This window comes from Eikenella corrodens (genome assembly GCF_900187105.1).
GTDB classification, from domain to species: Bacteria; Pseudomonadota; Gammaproteobacteria; order Burkholderiales; family Neisseriaceae; genus Eikenella; species Eikenella corrodens.
Map to the genome: position 1 here is coordinate 346,609 of NZ_LT906482.1, position 24,088 is coordinate 370,696.

The following is a 24,088-nucleotide window of genomic DNA, read 5'->3' on the forward strand; positions in this document are numbered from 1 at the left end:
TTGAGCCACCTACCCGGCTGTCTAATATGAACGTTTATGCCAAAGGTTTTCAGGTAGCCCATTAAACGTAAGGCTACCTGAAAACTGAAGCGCTGGATACAAGGCGCAAGCTGTTAGCTGAAACCAGGTTTACTCAGCAGTTTTTTTATTGCCGTCCACCACCACGGTGAGCTTGCCGGTGGTGGGATGGATCACCAAACCATGTACGGCAATGTGCGCGGGCATCAGCGGGTGTTGTTTGATGAGATTCACGGTATGGCGCACGCTGTCATCGGCATTATCGAAGCCGGTGAGCCAGCCGTCCAAGTCAATACCGGCATGGCGCAAGGTGTTGATATTGGCTTCTGGGATGCCGGCAGCCCGGGCTTTGTTCAGCAGGCGTTCAGGGGAAAAGCCACACATGCCGCAGTCGTGGTGTGCCACCACCATGATTTCTTCCACATGCAAATCAAACACGCCCACCAAGAGGCTGCGCATGACCGAGCCCCAGGGGTGCAGCACTACCGCGCCAGCATTGCGGATCACTTTGGCATCGCCGTTTTTCAAGCCCAAGGCGGCATACAGCAGCTCAAGAATGCGCGTATCCATGCAGGACAGGATGGCCAGTTTCTTTTCAGGATATTTATCGCTAAAAAATTCTACGTATTTGCCGCTTTCAACGAAGCGCTTGTTGTGATCAATTATTTCATTGAGTAGATTCATGAAAGTTTCCTTCGATAGTTGTGGGTGGAGCCGCAAATTGATGCAGAAATCAATAAGGTTCATTATATACCAGCGCGGCAAATCATTTCTGCATTCTGTTGGAATCTACTCCATACATACAAACAGGCTACCTGAAAATAGTTTCAGGTAGCCTGTAGAGGCAAAATCTGCTCGAATTAAGAACGGATACCAGATGCTTTCACGCTGTCGATGTAGCCGTGATCATTAATGCGGATATGACGGAACAGCCAGCCTTCGCACAAATCGATTACTTCATTTAAAGCTTCAGCATCGCCGTTGTGATAACGGGCTTGCAGGGTAGTCATTCGGTTTACAAAGTTCTGATGCACTTTTCTGTGCTGCTCTACGAGGCGGTATTGCGCCTCTTCCAGCATCATTTCTTCGTAGCTGAAGTGTTCTACGGTGTAGTCAATCAGGTGTTGGAATTCCTGCTCGACAGCTTCTTTATCGTTAGCTTCTCTAGCATCATACAGTTTATTAATATAATCAACTAGCTGCTTGTGTTGTGCATCGATATCGTCGAATCCAGTATCCAAATCGGAAGTCCAGTATACAAAAGGCATAGCGTATCCCTCATCAAGTAAACAAAAAATTGATTGCACCCGGCATTTAACTCCCTTGCCTGGTGGCAACCTTCATATAACCGAAAACCTGCCAACCATAACTGCGGCAGCATGGAAAACAAATTTGTAATAATCTTCCTATTTCTTCCTAGCAAGTATTATGCCAGCTTCCTCTTCTGACGTAAATAAACCTTTCTGCCGAAACAGAAAGGTTTATTGATTACCGGCAAGAATACCGGCAAAACTACCGGCACTCACAGGTTTAGCGGCGGCCGTAGCCGTCTACTTGGATTTCCACACGACGATTGGGCTGCAGGCAGGCAATCAGCTGACTGCGGCCACCGTGGTTGTCGCACTGTTTAACCGGCTGGGATTCACCCATGCCAACTGCGCGGATTTTGTCAGCCGGCAAGCCTTGGGCTGCCAAATAACGGCGCACGGTTTCGGCGCGCTGCTGTGACAGGTTTTGATTGTAGGCATCTGAACCAAGGTAATCAGTATGACCAATTACGGTAATGCTATTGAGCTGTTCAAAGTTTCTCAACTGAGCGGCCAGTTCAGTCAGCTCTTCACGGCCACGCGGTTGCAAATCTTGTTCGCTGCTGCGATCGAACGCAAACAGTACGTCTGCGCTCAGCGTGTAGCGATGATGTTGCTGTTGCATAGGTTCGGCAGGAGCCGGCTGCTGCGGCGGGCAAGTGGCGTTTTCAGGATCAACTGCGTGCCAGTAGGTTTCGTTGCTGAACATGTTTTTGTCGAACAGTACTTTAAATTGGCAAGTGGTTACGCCGTTCGTACCTTGGCCGGGAGTATGGAAGTGGAACAGGTAGTTCCATTCGCGCGGACGCCACATTTCGCCGTAGTGCGGGCGGCCAATCAAGTAGTACAAATCGTCTTTGGTCAGACCAGCTCTCACCTGTCTCAGACTACCCAGATCGGGGAAGGTACCACGGGTTTTATTGAGTGTTACCCGATCCCACTTCGGCCATACCGGCTGATCAGTAGTGCCACTTGAGCTTACTTTTGTTAATGAGGAGCAGGCAGACAATGCCACCGCGGCAGCGGCCACAACTGCTGTACGACGAGCTACTTGAGACAATTTCATAATTTTTCCTTTGAATTGGTTTATTTTGGAGAACCCGGTAAGGCTACCTGAAAACTCTATATCTAGATTTTCAGGTAGCCTCTTTTAGCTTACCACTGATAGCCGGCACCGATAGAGGCACCGAAGTTACCACGTGAATTACCGCTGCCGGTGGCTTTGATAATCCAGTTACCGCTGTCGGAGATAGTGGAGAAGCCGACTGCATAACCGGTTTCGCCTTTGTAGTAGCCGCCACCCACAGCCACCATGTTCTTACCAGGCAGATAAGCCTGCGGCAAGCCAGCAGTAGCAATGGCTTGGGCTACACCGGCATTAGCGGTATCGGCCACATCGTTAATCTTGGCATCCAAAGCAGCGATATTAGCATTGCCGGCACTGTTAATCGCACCCAAGGCTGCGTTCAACTGGCCCACGTTCACTGCATCTGTACCGGCTGTACCATCGGCAACGTTGGTAATCTTGTTACCGCCGTTATTCAAGCCGCCGGTGGTGAGGCTTACGGGGTTGCCGCCGCCTGCCGGAGTAATGGTTACTCCTCCGCCGTTGGTGACGGTTTGGTTACCGGCTGCATCAGTGGTGGTAACGCTGGTTACGCTCAGGTTCGGATTCAACGCCAATTGTGCACCGCCAGTTACAGTAGTGCTGGTAATGTTGTTGTCACCTTTCACATTGATGGTGTCGCCCAGCTGGTAGTTGTTGCTACCGGTAGTACCACCGAAGTTAATGCCTTTGGCCACATTTTGGTTGGTGGCATGCAGTTGGCTACCGTTTACAGCCTCCGTGCTAGTGGCACTCAGCGTACCGGGGGCAACATTACCCAAGGTAACTGGACCACCTGCAGCATCGCCTACCAAATTCACTTTGTTGCTCGGGTCGCTGGTGGGGACTCCTGCATTGTTAACGTAAGTCATCGGAGTATCGAATTTAACTTCGGTTACGCCGTTGGTGGTGTTGACTTTGGCTACGGTGCCTTGACCATTCACAAAGTTGATGGTGTCGCCGTGGGTCACGAAGTCTTTGTCTTGACCGTTACCCTGTACGGTGAAACCGGCGTTCAATACGTCATTAACGGTGGCAGCGTTGTTGCCTTTGTTACCAGCAGCCAAGGTAGCACGATCGTTGCCGTTCGGGTTACCTGTAGCAGTAGCAGTATTAGCCAGGTTGCTCTTCACATTGGCCAAGGTGGTCGGGGCGGTAGTGCTGCCGTCTGCATCCTGCATGCTGGCAATCACGTCACCAGCAGCAACTTCGTTACCACCTGTCGGCGCATCATAGAACTTGCCGTCAGGTCGTTTGTACACCTTCGTACCGTCAGCTTTGGTGTATACCACCGGGGTTTGGGCGTTCTGTACCACGGTTTGGGCATCCAAAGCGTAGGTGTAGCTCTGGTTGCCATTACCGTCCAACTCCTGTTTTACGGTCAAACCATCACCTGCCTTCAGGGTCAGGGTGCTGCCGGGTTTGGCAGTAGTAGCAGTATGACTACCTACTACATTACCGCCGGCATCAATGTTGAAGCCGCTGTTGTTGATGGCATTGGCAATGTCGCCGGCAGTGGCCAGTTTATTGGCATCTGCACCAGTCGGAGTAATCACCTTACCGGCAGGGTTACCGTTGTTACCGTCACCTACATTCAGTGCAGTAGTATCTGCCGCTACAGTATAAGTAGTGCTGCCGGTAGTCGTATCTACGGTCGGTGTAACGCTAATACCGTTGCCGGCTGCTACCTTGCTGGTAGCAGCAGCTTGAGCAGCTTTCAGCTGATCTTCAGTTGCACCACGACCGCTGGTGATGTTGTTCGGATCCCAGGTCTTGTTAGTCAAACCAGTTACAGTGCCGTTAGTACCGTCAATCTTAACCGGGTTGCCACCGGTGGCCGGGCCTACGGTGATGCTGTCGGCCAGCTTGAAGCCGATTTGGTTGTCGGTTACGGTGGTAACAATGTTGCTGTCGCCTTTGTAAGTTACGGTCTCGGTCAGTTTAACGGTATCAGCTGTGCCGTTGTCGGCAGCAATCTTGAAGCCGTTTTCTTTCAGGTCGTGCAGTTGGCCGCCGTTTATGGCTTCTTTGCTGCCTGCAGCAATGTTACCGTCCGCTACGTTACCCAAGGTAACCGGTTTGTTTGTATCACCACCTACCAGGTTCACTTTGTTGCTCGGGTCGCTGGTGGGGACTCCTGCATTGTTAACGTAAGTCATCGGAGTATCGAATTTAACTTCGGTTACGCCGTTGGTGGTGTTGACTTTGGCTACGGTGCCTTGACCATTCACAAAGTTGATGGTGTCGCCGTGGGTCACGAAGTCTTTGTCTTGACCGTTACCCTGTACGGTGAAACCGGCGTTCAATACGTCATTAACGGTGGCAGCGTTGTTGCCTTTGTTACCAGCAGCCAAGGTAGCACGATCGTTGCCGTTCGGGTTACCTGTAGCAGTAGCAGTATTAGCCAGGTTGCTCTTCACATTGGCCAAGGTGGTCGGGGCGGTAGTGCTGCCGTCTGCATCCTGCATGCTGGCAATCACGTCACCAGCAGCAACTTCGTTACCACCTGTCGGCGCATCATAGAACTTGCCGTCAGGTCGTTTGTACACCTTCGTACCGTCAGCTTTGGTGTATACCACCGGGGTTTGGGCGTTCTGTACCACGGTTTGGGCATCCAAAGCGTAGGTGTAGCTCTGGTTGCCATTACCGTCCAACTCCTGTTTTACGGTCAAACCATCACCTGCCTTCAGGGTCAGGGTGCTGCCGGGTTTGGCAGTAGTAGCAGTATGACTACCTACTACATTACCGCCGGCATCAATGTTGAAGCCGCTGTTGTTGATGGCATTGGCAATGTCGCCGGCAGTGGCCAGTTTATTGGCATCTGCACCAGTCGGAGTAATCACCTTACCGGCAGGGTTACCGTTGTTACCGTCACCTACATTCAGTGCAGTAGTATCTGCCGCTACAGTATAAGTAGTGCTGCCGGTAGTCGTATCTACGGTCGGTGTAACGCTAATACCGTTGCCGGCTGCTACCTTGCTGGTAGCAGCAGCTTGAGCAGCTTTCAGCTGATCTTCAGTTGCACCACGACCGCTGGTGATGTTGTTCGGATCCCAGGTCTTGTTAGTCAAACCAGTTACAGTGCCGTTAGTACCGTCAATCTTAACCGGGTTGCCACCGGTGGCCGGGCCTACGGTGATGCTGTCGGCCAGCTTGAAGCCGATTTGGTTGTCGGTTACGGTGGTAACAATGTTGCTGTCGCCTTTGTAAGTTACGGTCTCGGTCAGTTTAACGGTATCAGCTGTGCCGTTGTCGGCAGCAATCTTGAAGCCGTTTTCTTTCAGGTCGTGCAGTTGGCCGCCGTTTATGGCTTCTTTGCTGCCTGCAGCAATGTTACCGTCCGCTACGTTACCCAAGGTAACCGGTTTGTTTGTATCACCACCTACCAGGTTCACTTTGTTGCTCGGGTCGCTGGTGGGGACTCCTGCATTGTTAACGTAAGTCATCGGAGTATCGAATTTAACTTCGGTTACGCCGTTGGTGGTGTTGACTTTGGCTACGGTGCCTTGACCATTCACAAAGTTGATGGTGTCGCCGTGGGTCACGAAGTCTTTGTCTTGACCGTTACCCTGTACGGTGAAACCGGCGTTCAATACGTCATTAACGGTGGCAGCGTTGTTGCCTTTGTTACCAGCAGCCAAGGTAGCACGATCGTTGCCGTTCGGGTTACCTGTAGCAGTAGCAGTATTAGCCAGGTTGCTCTTCACATTGGCCAAGGTGGTCGGGGCGGTAGTGCTGCCGTCTGCATCCTGCATGCTGGCAATCACGTCACCAGCAGCAACTTCGTTACCACCTGTCGGCGCATCATAGAACTTGCCGTCAGGTCGTTTGTACACCTTCGTACCGTCAGCTTTGGTGTATACCACCGGGGTTTGGGCGTTCTGTACCACGGTTTGGGCATCCAAAGCGTAGGTGTAGCTCTGGTTGCCATTACCGTCCAACTCCTGTTTTACGGTCAAACCATCACCTGCCTTCAGGGTCAGGGTGCTGCCGGGTTTGGCAGTAGTAGCAGTATGACTACCTACTACATTACCGCCGGCATCAATGTTGAAGCCGCTGTTGTTGATGGCATTGGCAATGTCGCCGGCAGTGGCCAGTTTATTGGCATCTGCACCAGTCGGAGTAATCACCTTACCGGCAGGGTTACCGTTGTTACCGTCACCTACATTCAGTGCAGTAGTATCTGCCGCTACAGTATAAGTAGTGCTGCCGGTAGTCGTATCTACGGTCGGTGTAACGCTAATACCGTTGCCGGCTGCTACCTTGCTGGTAGCAGCAGCTTGAGCAGCTTTCAGCTGGCTTACGTTCACTGCGTCGGTGTCGGCCGCACCGGCCGCTACATTGGTGATGCGGCGGTAAAGGGTTTTCCCCATCCCGGCCGTATTGTCGCCACCAACCGATACTTCGCCCAGCTCTACACCGGATCCAGCAATGCCGGCAACGTTGGCGCTTGCCGTTGGTTTATAGGGCGCGGCGGTAAGGTCTGATTCGCCAGCAATGGAAAAGGACCCAAGGGCAACGCGGAAGTTGGTGTCATCTTTGACCAGTGCGCTGTCACCCAAGGCAACGTTGTTGTTCAAGCGCACGGGCAGACCGGGGATCATGGGGGTGCCGTTGCCGGCATTGGCACCGCTACCCACCGCCATACCACCGTTGTTCGATGTGGCAGCCGAGCCGATGGCAATGCCTCCCGCTGCGCTTTCGCCGCTTACTGTGGCACCCGGGCCAATAGCCAACGCCAAATCGCCTTGTGCTTTGGCTTTATCGCCAATGGCAATCGAGCTACTAGATGGATTGGCCGGCGAATTCTCTACTTTCGCCTCATTACCAATGGCTATGGAGTTGCGTTGTGCCGCTTGGGCTTTGACGCCAGCGGCTAGTGCGTCCGTTCCTGTGGCACCGTCGTTGTTGTAGTTGCTGCCCGCAGCTTGCTGGTTGCTGTTGACACTATAGTAGTGCGTTTTAGCTGCACTACCCATCGCCTGCAACTGGCTGAGGTTGACTGCATCGTTCGGATCCGTACCGGCCGCTACGTTGGTAATCTTGTTGCCGCCGTTATTCAAGCCGCCGGTGGTGAGGCTTACGGGGTTGCCGCCGCCTGCCGGAGTAATGGTTACTCCTCCGCCGTTGGTGACGGTTTGGTTACCGGCTGCATCAGTGGTGGTAACGCTGGTTACGCTCAGGTTCGGATTCAACGCCAATTGTGCACCGCCAGTTACAGTAGTGCTGGTAATGTTGTTGTCACCTTTCACATTGATGGTGTCGCCCAGCTGGTAGTTGTTGCTACCGGTAGTACCACCGAAGTTAATGCCTTTGGCCACATTTTGGTTGGTGGCATGCAGTTGGCTACCGTTTACAGCCTCCGTGCTAGTGGCACTCAGCGTACCGGGGGCAACATTACCCAAGGTAACTGGACCACCTGCAGCATCGCCTACCAAATTCACTTTGTTGCTCGGGTCGCTGGTGGGGACTCCTGCATTGTTAACGTAAGTCATCGGAGTATCGAATTTAACTTCGGTTACGCCGTTGGTGGTGTTGACTTTGGCTACGGTGCCTTGACCATTCACAAAGTTGATGGTGTCGCCGTGGGTCACGAAGTCTTTGTCTTGACCGTTACCCTGTACGGTGAAACCGGCGTTCAATACGTCATTAACGGTGGCAGCGTTGTTGCCTTTGTTACCAGCAGCCAAGGTAGCACGATCGTTGCCGTTCGGGTTACCTGTAGCAGTAGCAGTATTAGCCAGGTTGCTCTTCACATTGGCCAAGGTGGTCGGGGCGGTAGTGCTGCCGTCTGCATCCTGCATGCTGGCAATCACGTCACCAGCAGCAACTTCGTTACCACCTGTCGGCGCATCATAGAACTTGCCGTCAGGTCGTTTGTACACCTTCGTACCGTCAGCTTTGGTGTATACCACCGGGGTTTGGGCGTTCTGTACCACGGTTTGGGCATCCAAAGCGTAGGTGTAGCTCTGGTTGCCATTACCGTCCAACTCCTGTTTTACGGTCAAACCATCACCTGCCTTCAGGGTCAGGGTGCTGCCGGGTTTGGCAGTAGTAGCAGTATGACTACCTACTACATTACCGCCGGCATCAATGTTGAAGCCGCTGTTGTTGATGGCATTGGCAATGTCGCCGGCAGTGGCCAGTTTATTGGCATCTGCACCAGTCGGAGTAATCACCTTACCGGCAGGGTTACCGTTGTTACCGTCACCTACATTCAGTGCAGTAGTATCTGCCGCTACAGTATAAGTAGTGCTGCCGGTAGTCGTATCTACGGTCGGTGTAACGCTAATACCGTTGCCGGCTGCTACCTTGCTGGTAGCAGCAGCTTGAGCAGCTTTCAGCTGGCTTACGTTCACTGCGTCGGTGTCGGCCGCACCGGCCGCTACATTGGTGATGCGGCGGTAAAGGGTTTTCCCCATCCCGGCCGTATTGTCGCCACCAACCGATACTTCGCCCAGCTCTACACCGGATCCAGCAATGCCGGCAACGTTGGCGCTTGCCGTTGGTTTATAGGGCGCGGCGGTAAGGTCTGATTCGCCAGCAATGGAAAAGGACCCAAGGGCAACGCGGAAGTTGGTGTCATCTTTGACCAGTGCGCTGTCACCCAAGGCAACGTTGTTGTTCAAGCGCACGGGCAGACCGGGGATCATGGGGGTGCCGTTGCCGGCATTGGCACCGCTACCCACCGCCATACCACCGTTGTTCGATGTGGCAGCCGAGCCGATGGCAATGCCTCCCGCTGCGCTTTCGCCGCTTACTGTGGCACCCGGGCCAATAGCCAACGCCAAATCGCCTTGTGCTTTGGCTTTATCGCCAATGGCAATCGAGCTACTAGATGGATTGGCCGGCGAATTCTCTACTTTCGCCTCATTACCAATGGCTATGGAGTTGCGTTGTGCCGCTTGGGCTTTGACGCCAGCGGCTAGTGCGTCCGTTCCTGTGGCACCGTCGTTGTTGTAGTTGCTGCCCGCAGCTTGCTGGTTGCTGTTGACACTATAGTAGTGCGTTTTAGCTGCACTACCCATCGCCTGCAACTGGCTGAGGTTGACTGCATCGTTCGGATCCGTACCGGCCGCTACGTTGGTAATCTTGTTGCCGCCGTTATTCAAGCCGCCGGTGGTGAGGCTTACGGGGTTGCCGCCGCCTGCCGGAGTAATGGTTACTCCTCCGCCGTTGGTGACGGTTTGGTTACCGGCTGCATCAGTGGTGGTAACGCTGGTTACGCTCAGGTTCGGATTCAACGCCAATTGTGCACCGCCAGTTACAGTAGTGCTGGTAATGTTGTTGTCACCTTTCACATTGATGGTGTCGCCCAGCTGGTAGTTGTTGCTACCGGTAGTACCACCGAAGTTAATGCCTTTGGCCACATTTTGGTTGGTGGCATGCAGTTGGCTACCGTTTACAGCCTCCGTGCTAGTGGCACTCAGCGTACCGGGGGCAACATTACCCAAGGTAACTGGACCACCTGCAGCATCGCCTACCAAATTCACTTTGTTGCTCGGGTCGCTGGTGGGGACTCCTGCATTGTTAACGTAAGTCATCGGAGTATCGAATTTAACTTCGGTTACGCCGTTGGTGGTGTTGACTTTGGCTACGGTGCCTTGACCATTCACAAAGTTGATGGTGTCGCCGTGGGTCACGAAGTCTTTGTCTTGACCGTTACCCTGTACGGTGAAACCGGCGTTCAATACGTCATTAACGGTGGCAGCGTTGTTGCCTTTGTTACCAGCAGCCAAGGTAGCACGATCGTTGCCGTTCGGGTTACCTGTAGCAGTAGCAGTATTAGCCAGGTTGCTCTTCACATTGGCCAAGGTGGTCGGGGCGGTAGTGCTGCCGTCTGCATCCTGCATGCTGGCAATCACGTCACCAGCAGCAACTTCGTTACCACCTGTCGGCGCATCATAGAACTTGCCGTCAGGTCGTTTGTACACCTTCGTACCGTCAGCTTTGGTGTATACCACCGGGGTTTGGGCGTTCTGTACCACGGTTTGGGCATCCAAAGCGTAGGTGTAGCTCTGGTTGCCATTACCGTCCAACTCCTGTTTTACGGTCAAACCATCACCTGCCTTCAGGGTCAGGGTGCTGCCGGGTTTGGCAGTAGTAACAGTATGACTACCTACTACATTACCGCCGGCATCAATGTTGAAGCCGCTGTTGTTGATGGCATTGGCAATGTCGCCGGCAGTGGCCAGTTTATTGGCATCTGCACCAGTCGGAGTAATCACCTTACCGGCAGGGTTACCGTTGTTACCATCACCTACTTTCAACGGTGTAGTGGCTACGGCTTGCGTAGTAATTTGACTCGCCACAGCTTTCAACTGAGCAACGTTTACTACATCAGTATCTTCCTTACCTGCAGCTACCCCCGTAATCTGGCGAGTAATATTATTTGCAACATCGCCTACAGATACTGCTGCTTCAGTAGAAGTCCAAGTAGCGTTATTTTTAGCTGTAACTGCATTCAGCGGATCAACTCCTTCCACACCAGCAGCGGTAGAAGCAACGGACTTATTACCCACAGCAACAGCACCATTTACGGTTGCTTTGGTGTCCGAACCTAAAGCTACAGTCTTAGCAACTGTCCGAGGAGTTGCAGCAGTAGCATCATTGGCACGGGTACCGATAGCAATATTGTCATCACCATCCAAGTGGCGTGCAGCAGTCCAACCAATCACGGTATTATGCTGACCCTTCGATTCCAAACCAGCTTGTTCGCCAATACCAATACTGGCATTACCTACATAGCCATTCATGGCTTGGGTGCCTACTGCAACATTGTTGTTACCATTGCTATTGATTGCTGCAGAATCGCCAATCGCAATAGTGCGAATATTATTGCTCGCACCCTTACCTGCATTAAGACCAATAGATACACTATTCACAGCACCAGCCTCAGCGCCATGCCCTGCAGCAAAAGAACTGGCTCCAGCTGCCTTACTATCATTACCCACAGCAACCGAATTATTACCTTCTGCCGCTGCCGCTGCACCAACAGCTGTAGCAGAAGAACCAGTTGCTTTGGCTGCATGGCCAATTGCCGTAGTGCTGCTATTGGTAATTGCTTTAGCACCTAAACCCAATGCCGTTGCACCCCAAGTCTTGGCTTCAGCACTGCTACCAATTGCCGTAGCACCAACGCCGCTCGCCTTGGTATATACACCAACTGCCGTTGCAGAATCTTTACTGCCTCTGGCACCATCACCCAAAGCAACAGAAGATTTACCAGTTGCATGGGAATCTTGGCCAGCAGCCAGAGAGTTTTGACCAAAAGCTTCAGCTTTTTGACCAAATGCAGCGGCATTAGTACCTTTAGCAGAGCTACTTGCACCTACAGCCACAGAACCAACACCAGTAACTGTACCGGAATCGGCAGTAGCGGTAGCTGTACCCACATCAACAGAAGCCTTGGCACCGATTGCAATAGAATTGCTAGTTGGAGCAGAGGCTTCCTCGCCAATGGCAACCGCAGATGCGCCGGCTGCATTAGCAGCACGACCATTGGCCACAGACGCCCATCCGCCAGCTTTGGCATCATTACCAAAGGCAGAGCTTGCGCCACCTGAAGCTTTAGCACCGGTACCAACAGCAGTATCATGATGTGCTGATGCCTGAGCATTGGTACCTACTGCAGTAGCCGCTTCCTTGCTGGCTGTAGCGGTATTACCTACAGCTGTTGCATCTTTCTCAGCCGCAGAGCTAGCTTTACCAATTGCCATAGCATCTTGGCCTTGTGCGTTAGCTGTATTACCAATCGCAATCGCACCTTTTGCTGCCGCATTAGTATCAGAACCTACAGCAACAGCATGCTCTCCAGAAGCACTTGCTCCTACACCAGCGGCCAAGGCATGCGTACCGGTTGCACCATCGTTATTGTAGTTACCATCAGTAGCACCACTGCCTTTTACGCTGTAATAATGCGTAGCCGCAGCACCCATCTGATCTTGTAGCCCCTTGGCCACATAGAACAACTGGCTACCGTTAATGGCATCCGTACTCGCATCAGTAATAGCACCTGGAGCAACATGTTTAATTTGGCGCTCGAAACCTGCCGCACCAACAGAAACTTGGTCACCGGCACCCACCTTGCCACTACCTGCAAACGGGCTAGCCGTACTGCCATAGGTGATAGAACCAATCGTAGCAGACGCTACATCAGTAGCATTAGTTTTCGTTGTACTACCTGCACCTAAAGCAACGGCATTTGCCAACTCAGCATTTGCCCCTACACCGAATGCAACCGAATAATCACCCGTAGCATGCGATTTCGTACCCACTGCTGTTGCCAAATCTGCCGCTTTAGCAGAAACACCCACAGCAACCCCAGCCTGGCCGGTAGATGTGCCGATATAGCGATTACCAGGCGTAAAATCAACCAAGTTGTGGCCCGTTAAATCTCGATATTTTTGTGCCAGTGGAGTATCGTTATATGCATTATTATCCGCAGATGGAGAAGTTGCGCGATATACCGTGGAAGCGACCGAATCCAAATCATCACCACCAATTGCAACCGAAGAATCTCCCATTGAACGGGTATTCGCACCAAGCGCCACAGACTGATCACCTGTTGCCTGAGCATCAAAGCCAAAAGCAATAGACTGTGATTTAGAAGCTACGGACTCAGCACCAAATGCAATCGTCTGCAACCCGCCCGATCTGGCTTGCTTACCAATCGCGATATTATTCATTGTCTTATCAGGAACATTTTGTATTCGGTAGTAAGTTGCCGAGTTAGTCTCTGTTGATGCACCGTAACCCACCGCAATTGAATTTTCTCCGTCGGCCTTAGCATCCCAACCAGCTGCGATAGAAGTTTTGCCTGTAGCTTTAGCACCACCATTCCCCGCAGTACTGTCGCTCGGGCTAATAGCAATCGTCCATTGAGCAGATCCATTCTCAATGCGAGCATTATCCGCCATTGCGGTCTGCGACATAAAGGCAGCGGCGACAGAAGCAGAAATCGCCAATACTTTCTTATTCAGAAAAATGCCGTCCACCACAGCAGCAACCATGCTGCTGCGCCCGGACTTGCCATGCGCCTTGGCTGTTTCTTGCACAGCCACCCAAGTGTTGGTATGTTCATTCCATACAGTACGGTAAACTTTGTTCATATACTCAGCTCCCTAACTTTCAAAAAAAATCAAAAAAATAGTGGAATAGAGCCCATAGGTTGATTTACATCAATCTCGCTATCTATTTCTTCCTACGCTTGCCAAATTACACAAAACTTAAATTATTAAATTATTCTTGCAGAGCGAATTTACTTTATTCAAATAAATTCAATTGACTACGTATTCTAAAACCTGCGGGCAAATTGAGGTTGGATGATACAGCTAATTAACGCATCATCCTAGCCGCTTATCGATTGGTTGTATTCCATTACAAAAGTTTACAACTATTTTGCAACACATTTTTCTGTAGAAGCTATACCAGCTGCGCTTCTCACCCAATCTTAAACAACAAAAATACTTTCAAGTTTTCTTATATACAATCACTTAACAATTCAGACTACCTGAAAATCAAACTATAGAACACTCCCGCATTCTGTCATCCAAATGAAATTTCAGCTTCTATTGAGTAGCCTCACTAGGTAAATTGCAAGTTATTTCCAGTTTAATTTACCCAGTGTAGCCTAACAGCAATATCCGTTCTCAAACCCTCTACTACATGAAATAAAAAATCAATCAAAATATTGTATTGATTGTTCTACTTACCTAGTTTTCAGGTAGCCTTTATCACCCTATGCAGTAAAAGTTCCATCACGGCACCACACAAGCCTACACACACAGGATGCTGCATAATCCTGCGCACACAATCCAATACAACTGAATAAGCCATAAAAAAGCTTGCTTATCATTTAGACAAGCAAGCTTTTTAAGCCATTAACGTAAGAAACTAATTTTCAACACCCGTTTTTACAAATCTCTCTCTTTAAAACGGCTGCTGCAATTCACTCAGACTGATGCCCAAAGCTTGAGCATATTTGGCCAAAGTTTTTTCAGGCAGCCTCTTAAACACGGCCGGTTGCAAATGTCGGCGCAGCTGCCAGCGCCACACGCCGGCGGCCATGGCCAGGCTGGTTTCGTCGTGACGGCTGCGGAACATGTGGTAATACAAAGCGGAGCGTTCGCCGCGTTCCACGGCCTGCTTGGCGGCTTCAGTCTGCTCCTCCAGCTCGGCCACAGCCTGCACGGTGGCGTAGGACTCATCTTGCCAGCCGGTGCTGGTGGCAGCCTGGTAGCGGCCATTGTGCGTACCGTAGATAATTTTTTGATGCCCTCGATAACTGGGGCTGTCGTCTTGCGGAATGTCGTTGATATCCATGCTGAATAGTTCCAAACAAGCAGAATTTGGTTTTCAGGTAGCCTTGCCAAGAACAGATAGGCGGTTTTCAGGTAGCCTCAGGCATACACCGCTTCCAACAGCATAAAACAAGTGGAAAAGCGGCCGCTTTCGGGAATGTAGCACAGGATTTTCTGTCCGTGCCTAACATCCTCACGGCGCATAAACTCTTCCAAAATAATGTAAATCGCTGCCGAGCCGGTGTTGCCTTTATAGTGCAGGTTGGTAAACCATTTTTCTTCAGCGATCGGCAGCCCCGCTGCGGCAAGGCCGTTGGCCAGTTTGCTGCGGAAGAAACCGGAGGAATAATGCGGCAGAAACCAATCAATCTCGTCGGCTTGCAGGCCATATTTAGCAATCAAGCGGCGCAGCGGCTTTTCCACTGTATAAGCCACGATATTTTCGTTCAGCAGCTTCACATCCTGCTTCACCGCCATCAGGCTGCGCTTGGCGCACTCATCGGCATCAACGTCTTTCCAGCTCAGCCATTCCCCGCCCTGCCCCACTTCGCCGCCGGCATACATGCACACCGGCATCTCGTTGGCATACGACAGCAAATCAATCCAATGGATTTTGAAATTCAACTGCCCGGCCAGCGGCTCACTGCCCAGCTGCACCGCACCGGCACCGTCCGACAGCATCCAGCGCAAAAAATCCTTTTCAAACGCAATTTCCGGCTTGGCATCCTGCAGGCGCAGGCTGTCGGTTTCACAACGGAAACGCTCGCCGCGCAATACCACCGAAGCCGTTTCCGAAGCCGCTGCCACCGCTTCGCGACATTCCCCGGTGCGCACCGCGCGTTCGGCCTGCTTCATCGCTGCCATCCCCGCCACACACACGCCAGCCGTGCTCACCACCTCGCAGGGCGGAATCTGCGGCAGCAGCCCATGCACCATCACCGCATGGCCGGGCAAAATCTGGTCCGGGTAAGACGTGCCGCAGGCAAGACTGCCTATTTCGCCCGCACGCAAACCCTGCTCCAACAAACCGCACACCGCCAGCGCAGCCAGCTCCGTGTTGCTATGGGTGGCACGGCGGGTGTACGGATCGATGGCGTAGTAGCGGGAAGTAATGGCGTTGGAGCGCAAAATCATCTTGCGTACGCGTGAAGGCGTATCCCCCGTCATACCGAGCACGGCTTCCATCTGCTCATTGCTCACCGGCGGATTCGGCAGAAACGCAGCAGCGCGTTTGATATAAACATCTGATGGCTTATGCAATTCCGGCTCCCCTTCGATTTATGCGATGTGTGTGTGGACATTTTCAGGTAGCCTGCAGCGGCATATAGCAAAGGCTACCTGAAACTTAGCAGCTAACGAAGAACAGCCTGAAACGCTAAACATTTCAGGCTGCTGTATTATTTGGTGCCCAGGGTCGGACTCGAACCGACACACCTTGCGGCGGGGGATTTTGAGTCCCCTGCGTCTACCAATTTCGCCACCTGGGCAGGTGATGAAGAAACGGCATTATAGGCATTTTTCCACGTTTGTAAAGTTTTTTACCTGCATATCTGCCGCTTTGCCGTTTAAAACCGTGTTTTCAATGGCAATAAAACCACAGCCCTGCTCCACCATATTACCTTTTGGCTGGTCAAAGCCTCCTGTTGTGCGCTGGCGGAGTTTGAATTTGTGCACATTATAGCGGATTGGCTTGAAATCAGGACAGTTTAATAAGCCACAAAGTGCAGCCTATATGGCAAGGCAAACCTATGCGCTACTGGTTTAAAGTGAATCCACTATATATAATCGCCGCATGCGCACAACAATCCTCCTTTCCGCAGCCCTCCTGCTATTGGCCGGCTGCCCTTCCGAACCGCCTGCCACGCCTGAGGCGTCGGCATCTTCGGCTTCCGCCACCTCTGCCGTTACCAACCAATTTCACGGCACAGACATCAGCCAAGATCCTATCGGCGGCGATTTCACCCTCACCAGCCACAACGGCCGCCCCGTATCCTTAAGCGATTTTCGCGGCAAAATAGTGGTGCTCGTGTTCGGCTACACCCACTGTCCAGACGTGTGCCCCACCCACCTGCTCACCTATGCCCAGGCCATTGCCCAGTTGCCGCCCGAGCAGGCCGAAGCGGTACAGCTCTTGTTCGTTTCCATCGACCCCGCGCGCGACCGCCCCGAGCTCTTGGCGCGCTATGTGCCCGCCTTCAATCCCAGCTTTATCGGGCTCACCAGCGCCGATGGTAGCGAAGCTGAAACCCAAGCCGTGATGAAGCTCTACGGCGCCACCGCCGTAAAACAGCCGCCGCAGCCCAACGGCTTTTACAGCGTAGACCACAGCAGCGCCACCTTCCTCATCAACCGCCAAGGCCGCCCCGTGGTGATGGAAGCCTTCGGCCAAACCGCCACCCAACTGGCAGAAGACCTCAAAACCCTGTTAAACCAACAGCCTTAACACCAAAGGCTACCTGAAAACTGTTTTTCAGGTAGCCCCAACCCAGAAACCAAACACCATGCAGAAAAACGACCAACAAGCCCGCCTCGCCGTCCTCATCGACGCCGACAACGCCCCCGCCGACATCATCGACCGTCTGCTCGAAGAAATCGCCAAATACGGCATCGCCAGCGTGAAACGCATTTATGGCGACTGGAGCCACGGCCTCTCCAAATGGAAAGCCGCCCTCCTGCCGCACGCCATCATCCCCGTGCAGCAATTTGCCTACACCAAAGGCAAAAACGCCACCGATATGGCCCTAGTGATTGACGCGATGGACTTGCTCTACAGCGGCAATTTCGACGGCTTCTGCATCGTATCCAGCGATTCCGACTTCACCCGCCTCGCCAGCCGCCTGCGCGAAAGCGGGCTCACCGTATACGGCTTCGGCGAAAAGAAAACCCCCACCGCCTTCCGCAAAGCCTGCGACAAATTCATCTACACCGAAATCTTCCTGCCCGAAAAACAACGCGCCCACAAAGAGCGCGGCAACGGAAAAACCCCCGCCCACGCCGCCGATGAGGGCAACAACACCCCCGACGCCCTGCCCCTGCTCAAACGCGCCGTGCGCGAAAACGCCGACGACCTCGGCTGGGCCAACCTCGGCCCCATCGGCAGCTACATCAACAACACCAACCCCGACTTCGACTCCCGCCTCTACGGCTACGGCAAACTCTCCGACCTCATCAAATCCTTCGACATCTTCGAACACCGCACCGACAACAACCAACTCCAAGTGCGCCGCAAAACCGAATCCCGCCCCGAAAGGCTACCTGAAAATCAAACCGAGCAACGCGAGGCTCGCCAAAGCCAAAATGAACGAAACGAAGCCCGCTCCACCCCAAACGAGCCGCGCCAGCCAAACAACCCGCCTGCCGACAGCAAACCCGCCAAACGCAGCCAGCGCCCCGCCAAAGCCGAAAGCAGCCCGGCCAAAGCCGCCAAACCCTCCTTCACCAAGCTCATCCCCGCCGTGCAGCAGGCCATCCAAGCCACCGCCGACCCCGACGGCTGGGCGCGGCTGGGCGACGTAGTCAAACAGCTCCCCGCCGCCATCGATCCCATCCAATACGGCTGCGCCAACGGCCGCGACCTCATCCACTCCATCTACAGCGACTGGGTGGAAATCAAAAAAGCCGGGCGCGGCGAACGCATCCGCATCAACAAAGCCTTTATCGTGAAAAACGAACAAGCCTAGCCAAACCAAAGGCTACCTGAAACGAACCAAACCGATTGTTGCCAAGCAACCTCTGTTTTCAGGTAGCCTTGTAAAGAAACTGTATCATGCTGTTATTTATCGACAACTACGATTCATTCACCTACAACATCGTCCAATATTTCGCCGAGCTCGGCCAAAAAATCAGCGTGCGCCGTAATGACGACATCACCTTGGACGAAATTGCCGAACTCCAACCCCAATACCTCGTGATTGGCCCCGGCCCCTGCTCGCCCAAAGAAGCCGGCATTTCCGTGCCCGCCCTGCGCCGTTTTGCCGGGCAGATTCCCATTTTGGGTGTGTGCCTCGGCCACCAGGCCATCGGCGAAGCCTTCGGCGGCCGCATCGTGCGCGCGCAAGAGCTGATGCACGGCAAAGTATCGCCCGTGCACCACACCAACAGCGGCGTATTCGCCGGCCTGCCCAACCCCGTAAACTGCACCCGCTACCACAGCCTCGCCATCGACCGTACCAGCCTGCCCGAATGCCTCGACATCACCGCCTGGACGGCAGACGGCGAAATCATGGGCGTGCGCCATAAACAACACGCCGTGGAAGGCGTACAATTCCACCCCGAAGCCCTGCTCACCGAACATGGCCACGATATGCTGGCCAACTTCCTCAAAGAGCACGCTGCCCGTACGTAGCCAGTGAGCCGAACTTTCATTCTCGCGTCGGCTCGCCTCGTTGCAACAATAAAGGCTACCTGAAACCCAAAATTCAAACCTCAAATAAATAAGGAGAACACCATGAGCCTGAAAGCCCGCCTCACCGAAGACATGAAAACCGCCATGCGCGCCAAAGACACGCTCGCCCTATCCACCATCCGCCTGGCCAACGCCGAAATCAAACGCTACGAAGTGGACGAGCGCACCGAAGCCGACGATGCCAAAATCACCGCCATGCTCAGCAAAATGATTAAGCAGCGCAAAGAAAGCGCCGCCATCTACCACGAAGCCGGCCGCCAAGACCTGGCCGACAAAGAGCTGGCCGAAGTAGCCATCCTCCAGCGCTACCTGCCCGAAATGCTTTCCGAAGCCGAAATCCAATGCGCCGTGGCCGAAGCCATCGCCCAAACCGGCGCATCCGGCATGGCCGATATGGGCAAAGCCATGGGCGTGCTAAAAAAACGCCTTGCCGGCCAGGCCGACATGAGCGACGTGAGCCGCCTACTCAAAGCTGCCCTGCAGAAATAAGACACAACAGGCTACCTGAACATGCCGACAGCTTTCAGGTAGCCTTTCTTTTCCCCGCAAAGGCTACCTGAAACGCAGTACTGCATATTCACCCCATCACGCCATGGCCAAGAAAAAGAAAACCCTGCCCAAAGATTTCACCGAACTGCTAGCCGCCAACGACTTAAACACCCTCAAAGCCGCGCTTAGCCAATGCGAGCCCAATGCCTACGATCGCTATGCATTTAACAAACCCGCCCTCTCCTTCTACGACATTCCCGTGGAGCTGATGGCCTGGTTGTTGGAACAAGGTGCCGACATCAATGTAAAAGACGAATACGGCCGCACCCCGCTCCACTATCACGCCCAAGTGAACAACACGGCGCAGCTCGCCTTCTTGTTGGCACAAGGTGCAGACATTCACGCCCAAGACACCTACGGCAACACCCCGCTGCATTTTGCCGAATATCATGCCGATGCCGCCCGCCTGTTAATCGAACACGGTGCCGACATCAAAGCCAAAGGCGACAGGAGGCACGACGTGGTGGAACGTATGCTCAGCCGACTGAGCAGCGGCGAAATCGCCCGTGCCGCCCAAGCCGCCGCAGTGTATTTGCAGGCGGGCTACAAGCCCACCAAGCTGGCTAAAGAGCAGGTTGTCCGTATCGGCGAAGATTTCGAATTCCACCGCGCCGGCTTCAACCCCGAATTCCTGGCCGAAACCGAAGCCGGCCTGCAACAGCTCTACCGCCTGTTTGCCGTGCCGCCCGTGCCCAAACGCATCCAACACGACGGCCAATCCCCCATCATGCTCGCTGGCGATACCTGGGAACAACGCTACGAACAAGCTTGGGTGCTGCTCGTACCTGGCAGCGGCCAGGCCGGCACCATGCAGGGCGAAGCCGTACGCATCGCGGGCAAGATCAACGACGAACTCCTGCGCAACGCCATGGGCAACTGGGATAAGGAATACCGCAAAATGCTCACCGCCCTCGGCGGTTATTTGCAACAAGGCAACGCCCTGTCGGCAAGCCAACTGGCCGAAGTAGCCCACATCTCCAAACACATGTTGGAAGACGACGGCACCGGCAGCAGCCGTCTGTGCGAGCTGGCCACCCTTTGGGTGTGCCGCAACCCCGAGCCGATTGCCTTGGAAAAACCCACATACCGATATTAACCACCCCCCTTTTTCAGGTAGCCTTTCTTTCCCCCGCAAAGGCTACCTGAAATCACCCGAACCATCACACAAGGAAACCCGATGTTTACTCCCCAACAAGCCCTGCAGCGCCTGCTCAGCAACAACGAACTCTTCCACGATGAAATGACCGACCTCATGCGCCAAATCATGCGCGGCGAAGTAGCCCCCGAGCTGATTGCCGCCATCCTCATCGGCCTGCGCATCAAAGTGGAAACCGTGTCTGAAATCAGCGCCGCCGCCCAAGTGATGCGCGAATTTGCCTCCCAAGTGCCCGTGTCCGAGCCAAATAAACTCGTCGACGTGGTCGGCACCGGCGGCGACGGCGCGCACACCTTCAATATTTCCAGCACCGCCATGTTCGTGGCCGCCGCTGCCGGCGCCAAAGTGGCCAAACACGGCAACCGCAGCGTGTCCTCCTCCAGCGGCTCGGCCGACATAATGGAGCTGGCCGGCATCTCCCTCGCCCTTTCGCCAGAACAAGTGGGGCAATGCATCGACCAATGCGGCGCCGGCTTTATGTTTGCCCCCAACCACCACAGCAGCATGAAATACGTTGCCCCCGTGCGCCGCGCGCTGGGCGTGCGTACCATGTTCAACATATTGGGCCCGCTCACCAACCCCGCCGGCGCCGCCAACCAGCTCATCGGCGTATTCCACATTGATTTGGTGGGCATCCTCTCCCGTGTGTTCCAGCAGCTGGGCAACAAACACGCCCTCGTGGTGCACGGCAGCGACGGGCTCGACGAAATTACCCTCACCGGCCCCACCCGCGTGGCCGAGCTCAAAGACGGCCTGATTGCCGAATACGACATCCACCCCGAACAATTCGGACTGCCCGTACGCGCCAACCTCAACGACATCAAAGTAGCCTCCGCCGCCGAATCGCTCGCCATGATGGATCGCGTGCTCGCAGGCGAAGCCGGCGCCCACCGCGACATCGTGCTGCTCAACGCTGGCGCCACCCTCTATGCCGGCAACGTGGCCGCCACGCTCGACGAAGGCGTTGACATGGCACGCGAAGCCATCGACAGCAGCAAAGCCCGTGCCAAACGCGAAGAAGTGGCCGCTTTCTCGCAAAAACTGGCCGCACAACAGGCTAAATAATGCAGATAAGTTTCAGGTAGCCTTTAACAGGTTGCTTGAAATGCCAGAAAGGCTACCTGAAAATAAAAGGCTACCTGAAGTTTCAGGTAGCCTTTCATCTTTCCCTCTATCTTATTTCGCAATATGCAGCAAGCCGCGCCACAGTTTTTCTTCCCTATCCGCAATTTCACGCAGGAAGGCGGCGATTTGGGCGCAGCCTTGTTCGCTCGGGCGGCGGCATTGTTTCACGCACTGGCTGGCCAGCTGCCGCCATTGGTCGCCGATGGCGGTCATTTCCTGCGAGGCGGTTTGCAGGGCTGGGTTGGCGCAAATATCGGCGGCCTGTTCCAAAAAATAGGCGTAAAGATAGCGGAAGCCGGCGCCGCCGGTGCCGATTTCTTCCTGCATGCGAACGAGATGGCCTAGCCACAGCTTTTGGTATTTTTCCGGCTCTTGCGGCAGGCGTTCGATTTTCTTGGCCACGGTGCGGATGCCGCGCACGCCCACGAAAAACACGGGGGCGAGCATTTGTTTGGCGTTTTTGCGGATGGCGGCATACAGCAGGGCTGGCAGGCGTTCGGCCAGCTGCTGCTTTTGTGGCAGGCTGGCGGTATCGAGCGTGTACATCAGGCCTTTGCCGGCCAAGGCGCCCTTGGCAAAGCGGGCACGCTGCAAATCGGCGGCGGCGCAGCGCTGGGGCGTTTCAAACACAGGGTCGCTGATTAAATAATCCTCGCCTTCGCGGCCATACACCAAAAGGTTGTGGGCATTGAAATGAAAGCGCATTTCGGGCGGAAAATAAGGCAGCCAATACACAGAGGTTTGCAAACCGGCAATCTGCCCGCGCAACAGCGCCTCATCCAGCGCAGCCGCACCACGCTCGGCTTGGGCGAATTTGCGCATATCCAGCTTCACACCGAGGGCGCGGCAAACGTTTTTGATGATACCGCGCGGGGCGATGCGGTAGGAAATCAGGGGCATACCGTTGAGTTTGACCACGGGCAAATACACAAAGGTGAGCGCATGAGCCAGCCCGAACACCATGGCTTCGTTCATGGCGCAGCCGTGGTGGGTAAGAAGGGTGGACATCACACCGCTTTCGCAGTGGGCGGTGTGTTGGTGGGTGAAAGTGGTCATGGTGTTGTCGATTGGTGTAGGGGAAGGGATGATACGTGAAAAATGAAGCGGATGGAATTTCAGGTAGCCTTTAGCGCACGGGCAGGCTACCTGAAATGTCTCTATCTATTTAGCCCAGCAAATCGGGCTGCACCTGATGCCTGCCCTGTTCGTGGTCGAGCAGCCATTGTTTGCGCTGCAGGCCGCCGCCGTAGCCGGTGAGGCTGCCGTCTTTGCCGATGACGCGGTGGCAGGGAATGAGGATGGAGAGGCGGTTGGCACCGTTGGCGGCGGCCACGGCGCGCACGGCGGCAGGGTTGCCGAGCTGTTCGGCCAGCGCCTGATAATGGGTGGTTTCGCCGTAGGGGATGGTTTGCAGCGCGTTCCACACCTGCCGCTGAAACGGGCTGCCGGGGGCATGCAGCGGCACGCTAAACTCGCGGCGCGTACCTTGGAAATATTCGCCCAGCTGGGTTTTCACCAGTCGGGTGTGTTTGTTTTCGCCTTGTTTGGTTTGACAGCCGATCAGGCGCTGGAGATCGCGCAATTCATCGTCGATGCGCCGGCTGCCGGCAAACTCGAGTAGGCACAGGCCGCGTTCGCTGGCGGCGGCAAGGATATTGCCCAAGGGCGAGGGGAAGGCGTGCAGATAGAGCATGGGCTTGGGGTTGGATGGCATTGGGCAGGAACCGTGCAATGTTTTCAGGTAGCCTGCCGTGTTGGCAAAAGGCTACCTGAAAACTTGGCTGCTGCGATGGTAAAAAGGCTTACAGCGCGGTGATGAAGGCTACCAGCCCGAACACGATGCCGGGCGCGTTGGCCAGCGCCACGGGGAGGTCGCGCGGTTTCTTAAACAGGCCGTAGAGGACTCACAACGTACAGTTTACGGCGGCCACCAAAGGCTGGATCGGGCTACCTTTATGCCCGGCCAGGTTGTTGGCAATCTGCGGGATATAGGCCACATACATGCCCACGGCCATCACAGTGGCCACCACGGCCAGAATGCGGATTTGCTTTTCGTTCATTATTTGCCTCTTTAATAAAGAGTGAGTCAGGCGTTTCATGCCGGTATGCGCCGGCTTCCCG

Annotated in this window: 15 protein-coding genes, 1 tRNA gene and 2 pseudogenes; 6 read left to right on the forward strand and 12 right to left on the reverse strand. The window is 54.1% G+C overall.

Annotated elements, in window-relative coordinates; all coding sequences use genetic code 11:
• Positions 1 to 129 precede the first annotated feature (129 nt).
• The 9 genes and pseudogenes from CKV94_RS01780 to CKV94_RS11040 all read right to left on the reverse strand — a co-directional run bounded on the left by CKV94_RS01780 (position 130) and on the right by CKV94_RS11040 (position 16,406).
• Entirely contained in the window at positions 130 to 702 is a 573-nt protein-coding gene (locus tag CKV94_RS01780; RefSeq protein WP_023886937.1) for a beta-class carbonic anhydrase, read from the reverse strand.
• A gap of 176 nt (positions 703 to 878) precedes the next feature.
• A complete protein-coding gene (locus CKV94_RS01785) occupies positions 879 to 1,286 on the reverse strand; it encodes a bacteriohemerythrin (protein ID WP_003823408.1) in 408 nt (135 codons plus the stop codon).
• A gap of 262 nt (positions 1,287 to 1,548) precedes the next feature.
• Entirely contained in the window at positions 1,549 to 2,391 is an 843-nt protein-coding gene (locus CKV94_RS01790; protein WP_035580203.1) for an OmpA family protein, read from the reverse strand.
• Positions 2,392 to 2,480: 89 nt separating this feature from the next.
• Positions 2,481 to 10,742 (reverse strand): YadA-like family protein, encoded by an 8,262-nt coding sequence (locus CKV94_RS01795; protein WP_231934025.1) that lies wholly within the window; start codon positions 10,740 to 10,742, stop codon positions 2,481 to 2,483.
• A gap of 9 nt (positions 10,743 to 10,751) precedes the next feature.
• Positions 10,752 to 13,541: pseudogene (locus tag CKV94_RS11570) on the reverse strand (ESPR-type extended signal peptide-containing protein); the annotation flags it as partial.
• An 820-nt stretch (positions 13,542 to 14,361) separates the two neighbouring features.
• Entirely contained in the window at positions 14,362 to 14,754 is a 393-nt protein-coding gene (locus CKV94_RS01800; protein ID WP_003822282.1) for a hypothetical protein, read from the reverse strand.
• A gap of 77 nt (positions 14,755 to 14,831) precedes the next feature.
• Positions 14,832 to 15,992, reverse strand: coding sequence for a beta-ketoacyl-ACP synthase III (locus CKV94_RS01805; RefSeq protein ID WP_035579960.1), 1,161 nt, complete (start codon positions 15,990 to 15,992; stop codon positions 14,832 to 14,834).
• 142 nt (positions 15,993 to 16,134) lie between these two features.
• Positions 16,135 to 16,219 (reverse strand) — tRNA-Leu (locus CKV94_RS01810).
• 19 nt (positions 16,220 to 16,238) lie between these two features.
• Positions 16,239 to 16,406: a hypothetical protein gene (locus CKV94_RS11040; protein WP_003822284.1), complete on the reverse strand. Its 168-nt coding sequence runs from the start codon at positions 16,404 to 16,406 to the stop codon at positions 16,239 to 16,241.
• 118 nt (positions 16,407 to 16,524) lie between these two features.
• Between CKV94_RS11040 and CKV94_RS01815 the strand changes: the two genes are divergently transcribed.
• The 6 genes from CKV94_RS01815 to trpD all read left to right on the forward strand — a co-directional run bounded on the left by CKV94_RS01815 (position 16,525) and on the right by trpD (position 21,907).
• On the forward strand, positions 16,525 to 17,175 hold the full coding sequence (locus tag CKV94_RS01815) for an SCO family protein (RefSeq protein WP_003822285.1): 651 nt from the start codon (positions 16,525 to 16,527) through the stop codon (positions 17,173 to 17,175).
• Between the two features lie 58 nt (positions 17,176 to 17,233).
• Positions 17,234 to 18,412 carry an NYN domain-containing protein gene (locus tag CKV94_RS01820; protein ID WP_003822286.1) on the forward strand — a complete coding sequence of 393 codons (1,179 nt, stop codon included), beginning with the start codon at positions 17,234 to 17,236 and terminating at the stop codon, positions 18,410 to 18,412.
• A gap of 86 nt (positions 18,413 to 18,498) precedes the next feature.
• Entirely contained in the window at positions 18,499 to 19,077 is a 579-nt protein-coding gene (locus tag CKV94_RS01825; protein ID WP_003822287.1) for an aminodeoxychorismate/anthranilate synthase component II, read from the forward strand.
• Between the two features lie 102 nt (positions 19,078 to 19,179).
• Positions 19,180 to 19,626, forward strand: a complete 447-nt coding sequence (locus CKV94_RS01830; protein WP_003822288.1) for a GatB/YqeY domain-containing protein — start codon at positions 19,180 to 19,182, stop codon at positions 19,624 to 19,626.
• A 103-nt stretch (positions 19,627 to 19,729) separates the two neighbouring features.
• Entirely contained in the window at positions 19,730 to 20,782 is a 1,053-nt protein-coding gene (locus tag CKV94_RS01835) for an ankyrin repeat domain-containing protein (protein ID WP_003822290.1), read from the forward strand.
• Between the two features lie 81 nt (positions 20,783 to 20,863).
• Positions 20,864 to 21,907, forward strand: coding sequence for an anthranilate phosphoribosyltransferase (trpD, locus tag CKV94_RS01840; RefSeq protein WP_003822292.1), 1,044 nt, complete (start codon positions 20,864 to 20,866; stop codon positions 21,905 to 21,907).
• 111 nt (positions 21,908 to 22,018) lie between these two features.
• On the opposite strand, the gene CKV94_RS01845 is transcribed toward trpD, so the two are convergent.
• The 3 genes and pseudogenes from CKV94_RS01845 to CKV94_RS01855 form a co-directional block, all read right to left on the reverse strand.
• Positions 22,019 to 23,023 (reverse strand): BtrH N-terminal domain-containing protein, encoded by a 1,005-nt coding sequence (locus CKV94_RS01845; protein WP_003822293.1) that lies wholly within the window; start codon positions 23,021 to 23,023, stop codon positions 22,019 to 22,021.
• Positions 23,024 to 23,132: 109 nt separating this feature from the next.
• Positions 23,133 to 23,681 (reverse strand): methylated-DNA--[protein]-cysteine S-methyltransferase, encoded by a 549-nt coding sequence (locus CKV94_RS01850; protein ID WP_153715821.1) that lies wholly within the window; start codon positions 23,679 to 23,681, stop codon positions 23,133 to 23,135.
• A gap of 88 nt (positions 23,682 to 23,769) precedes the next feature.
• Positions 23,770 to 24,027: pseudogene (locus CKV94_RS01855) on the reverse strand (SemiSWEET family transporter).
• Positions 24,028 to 24,088: the final 61 nt, after the last annotated feature.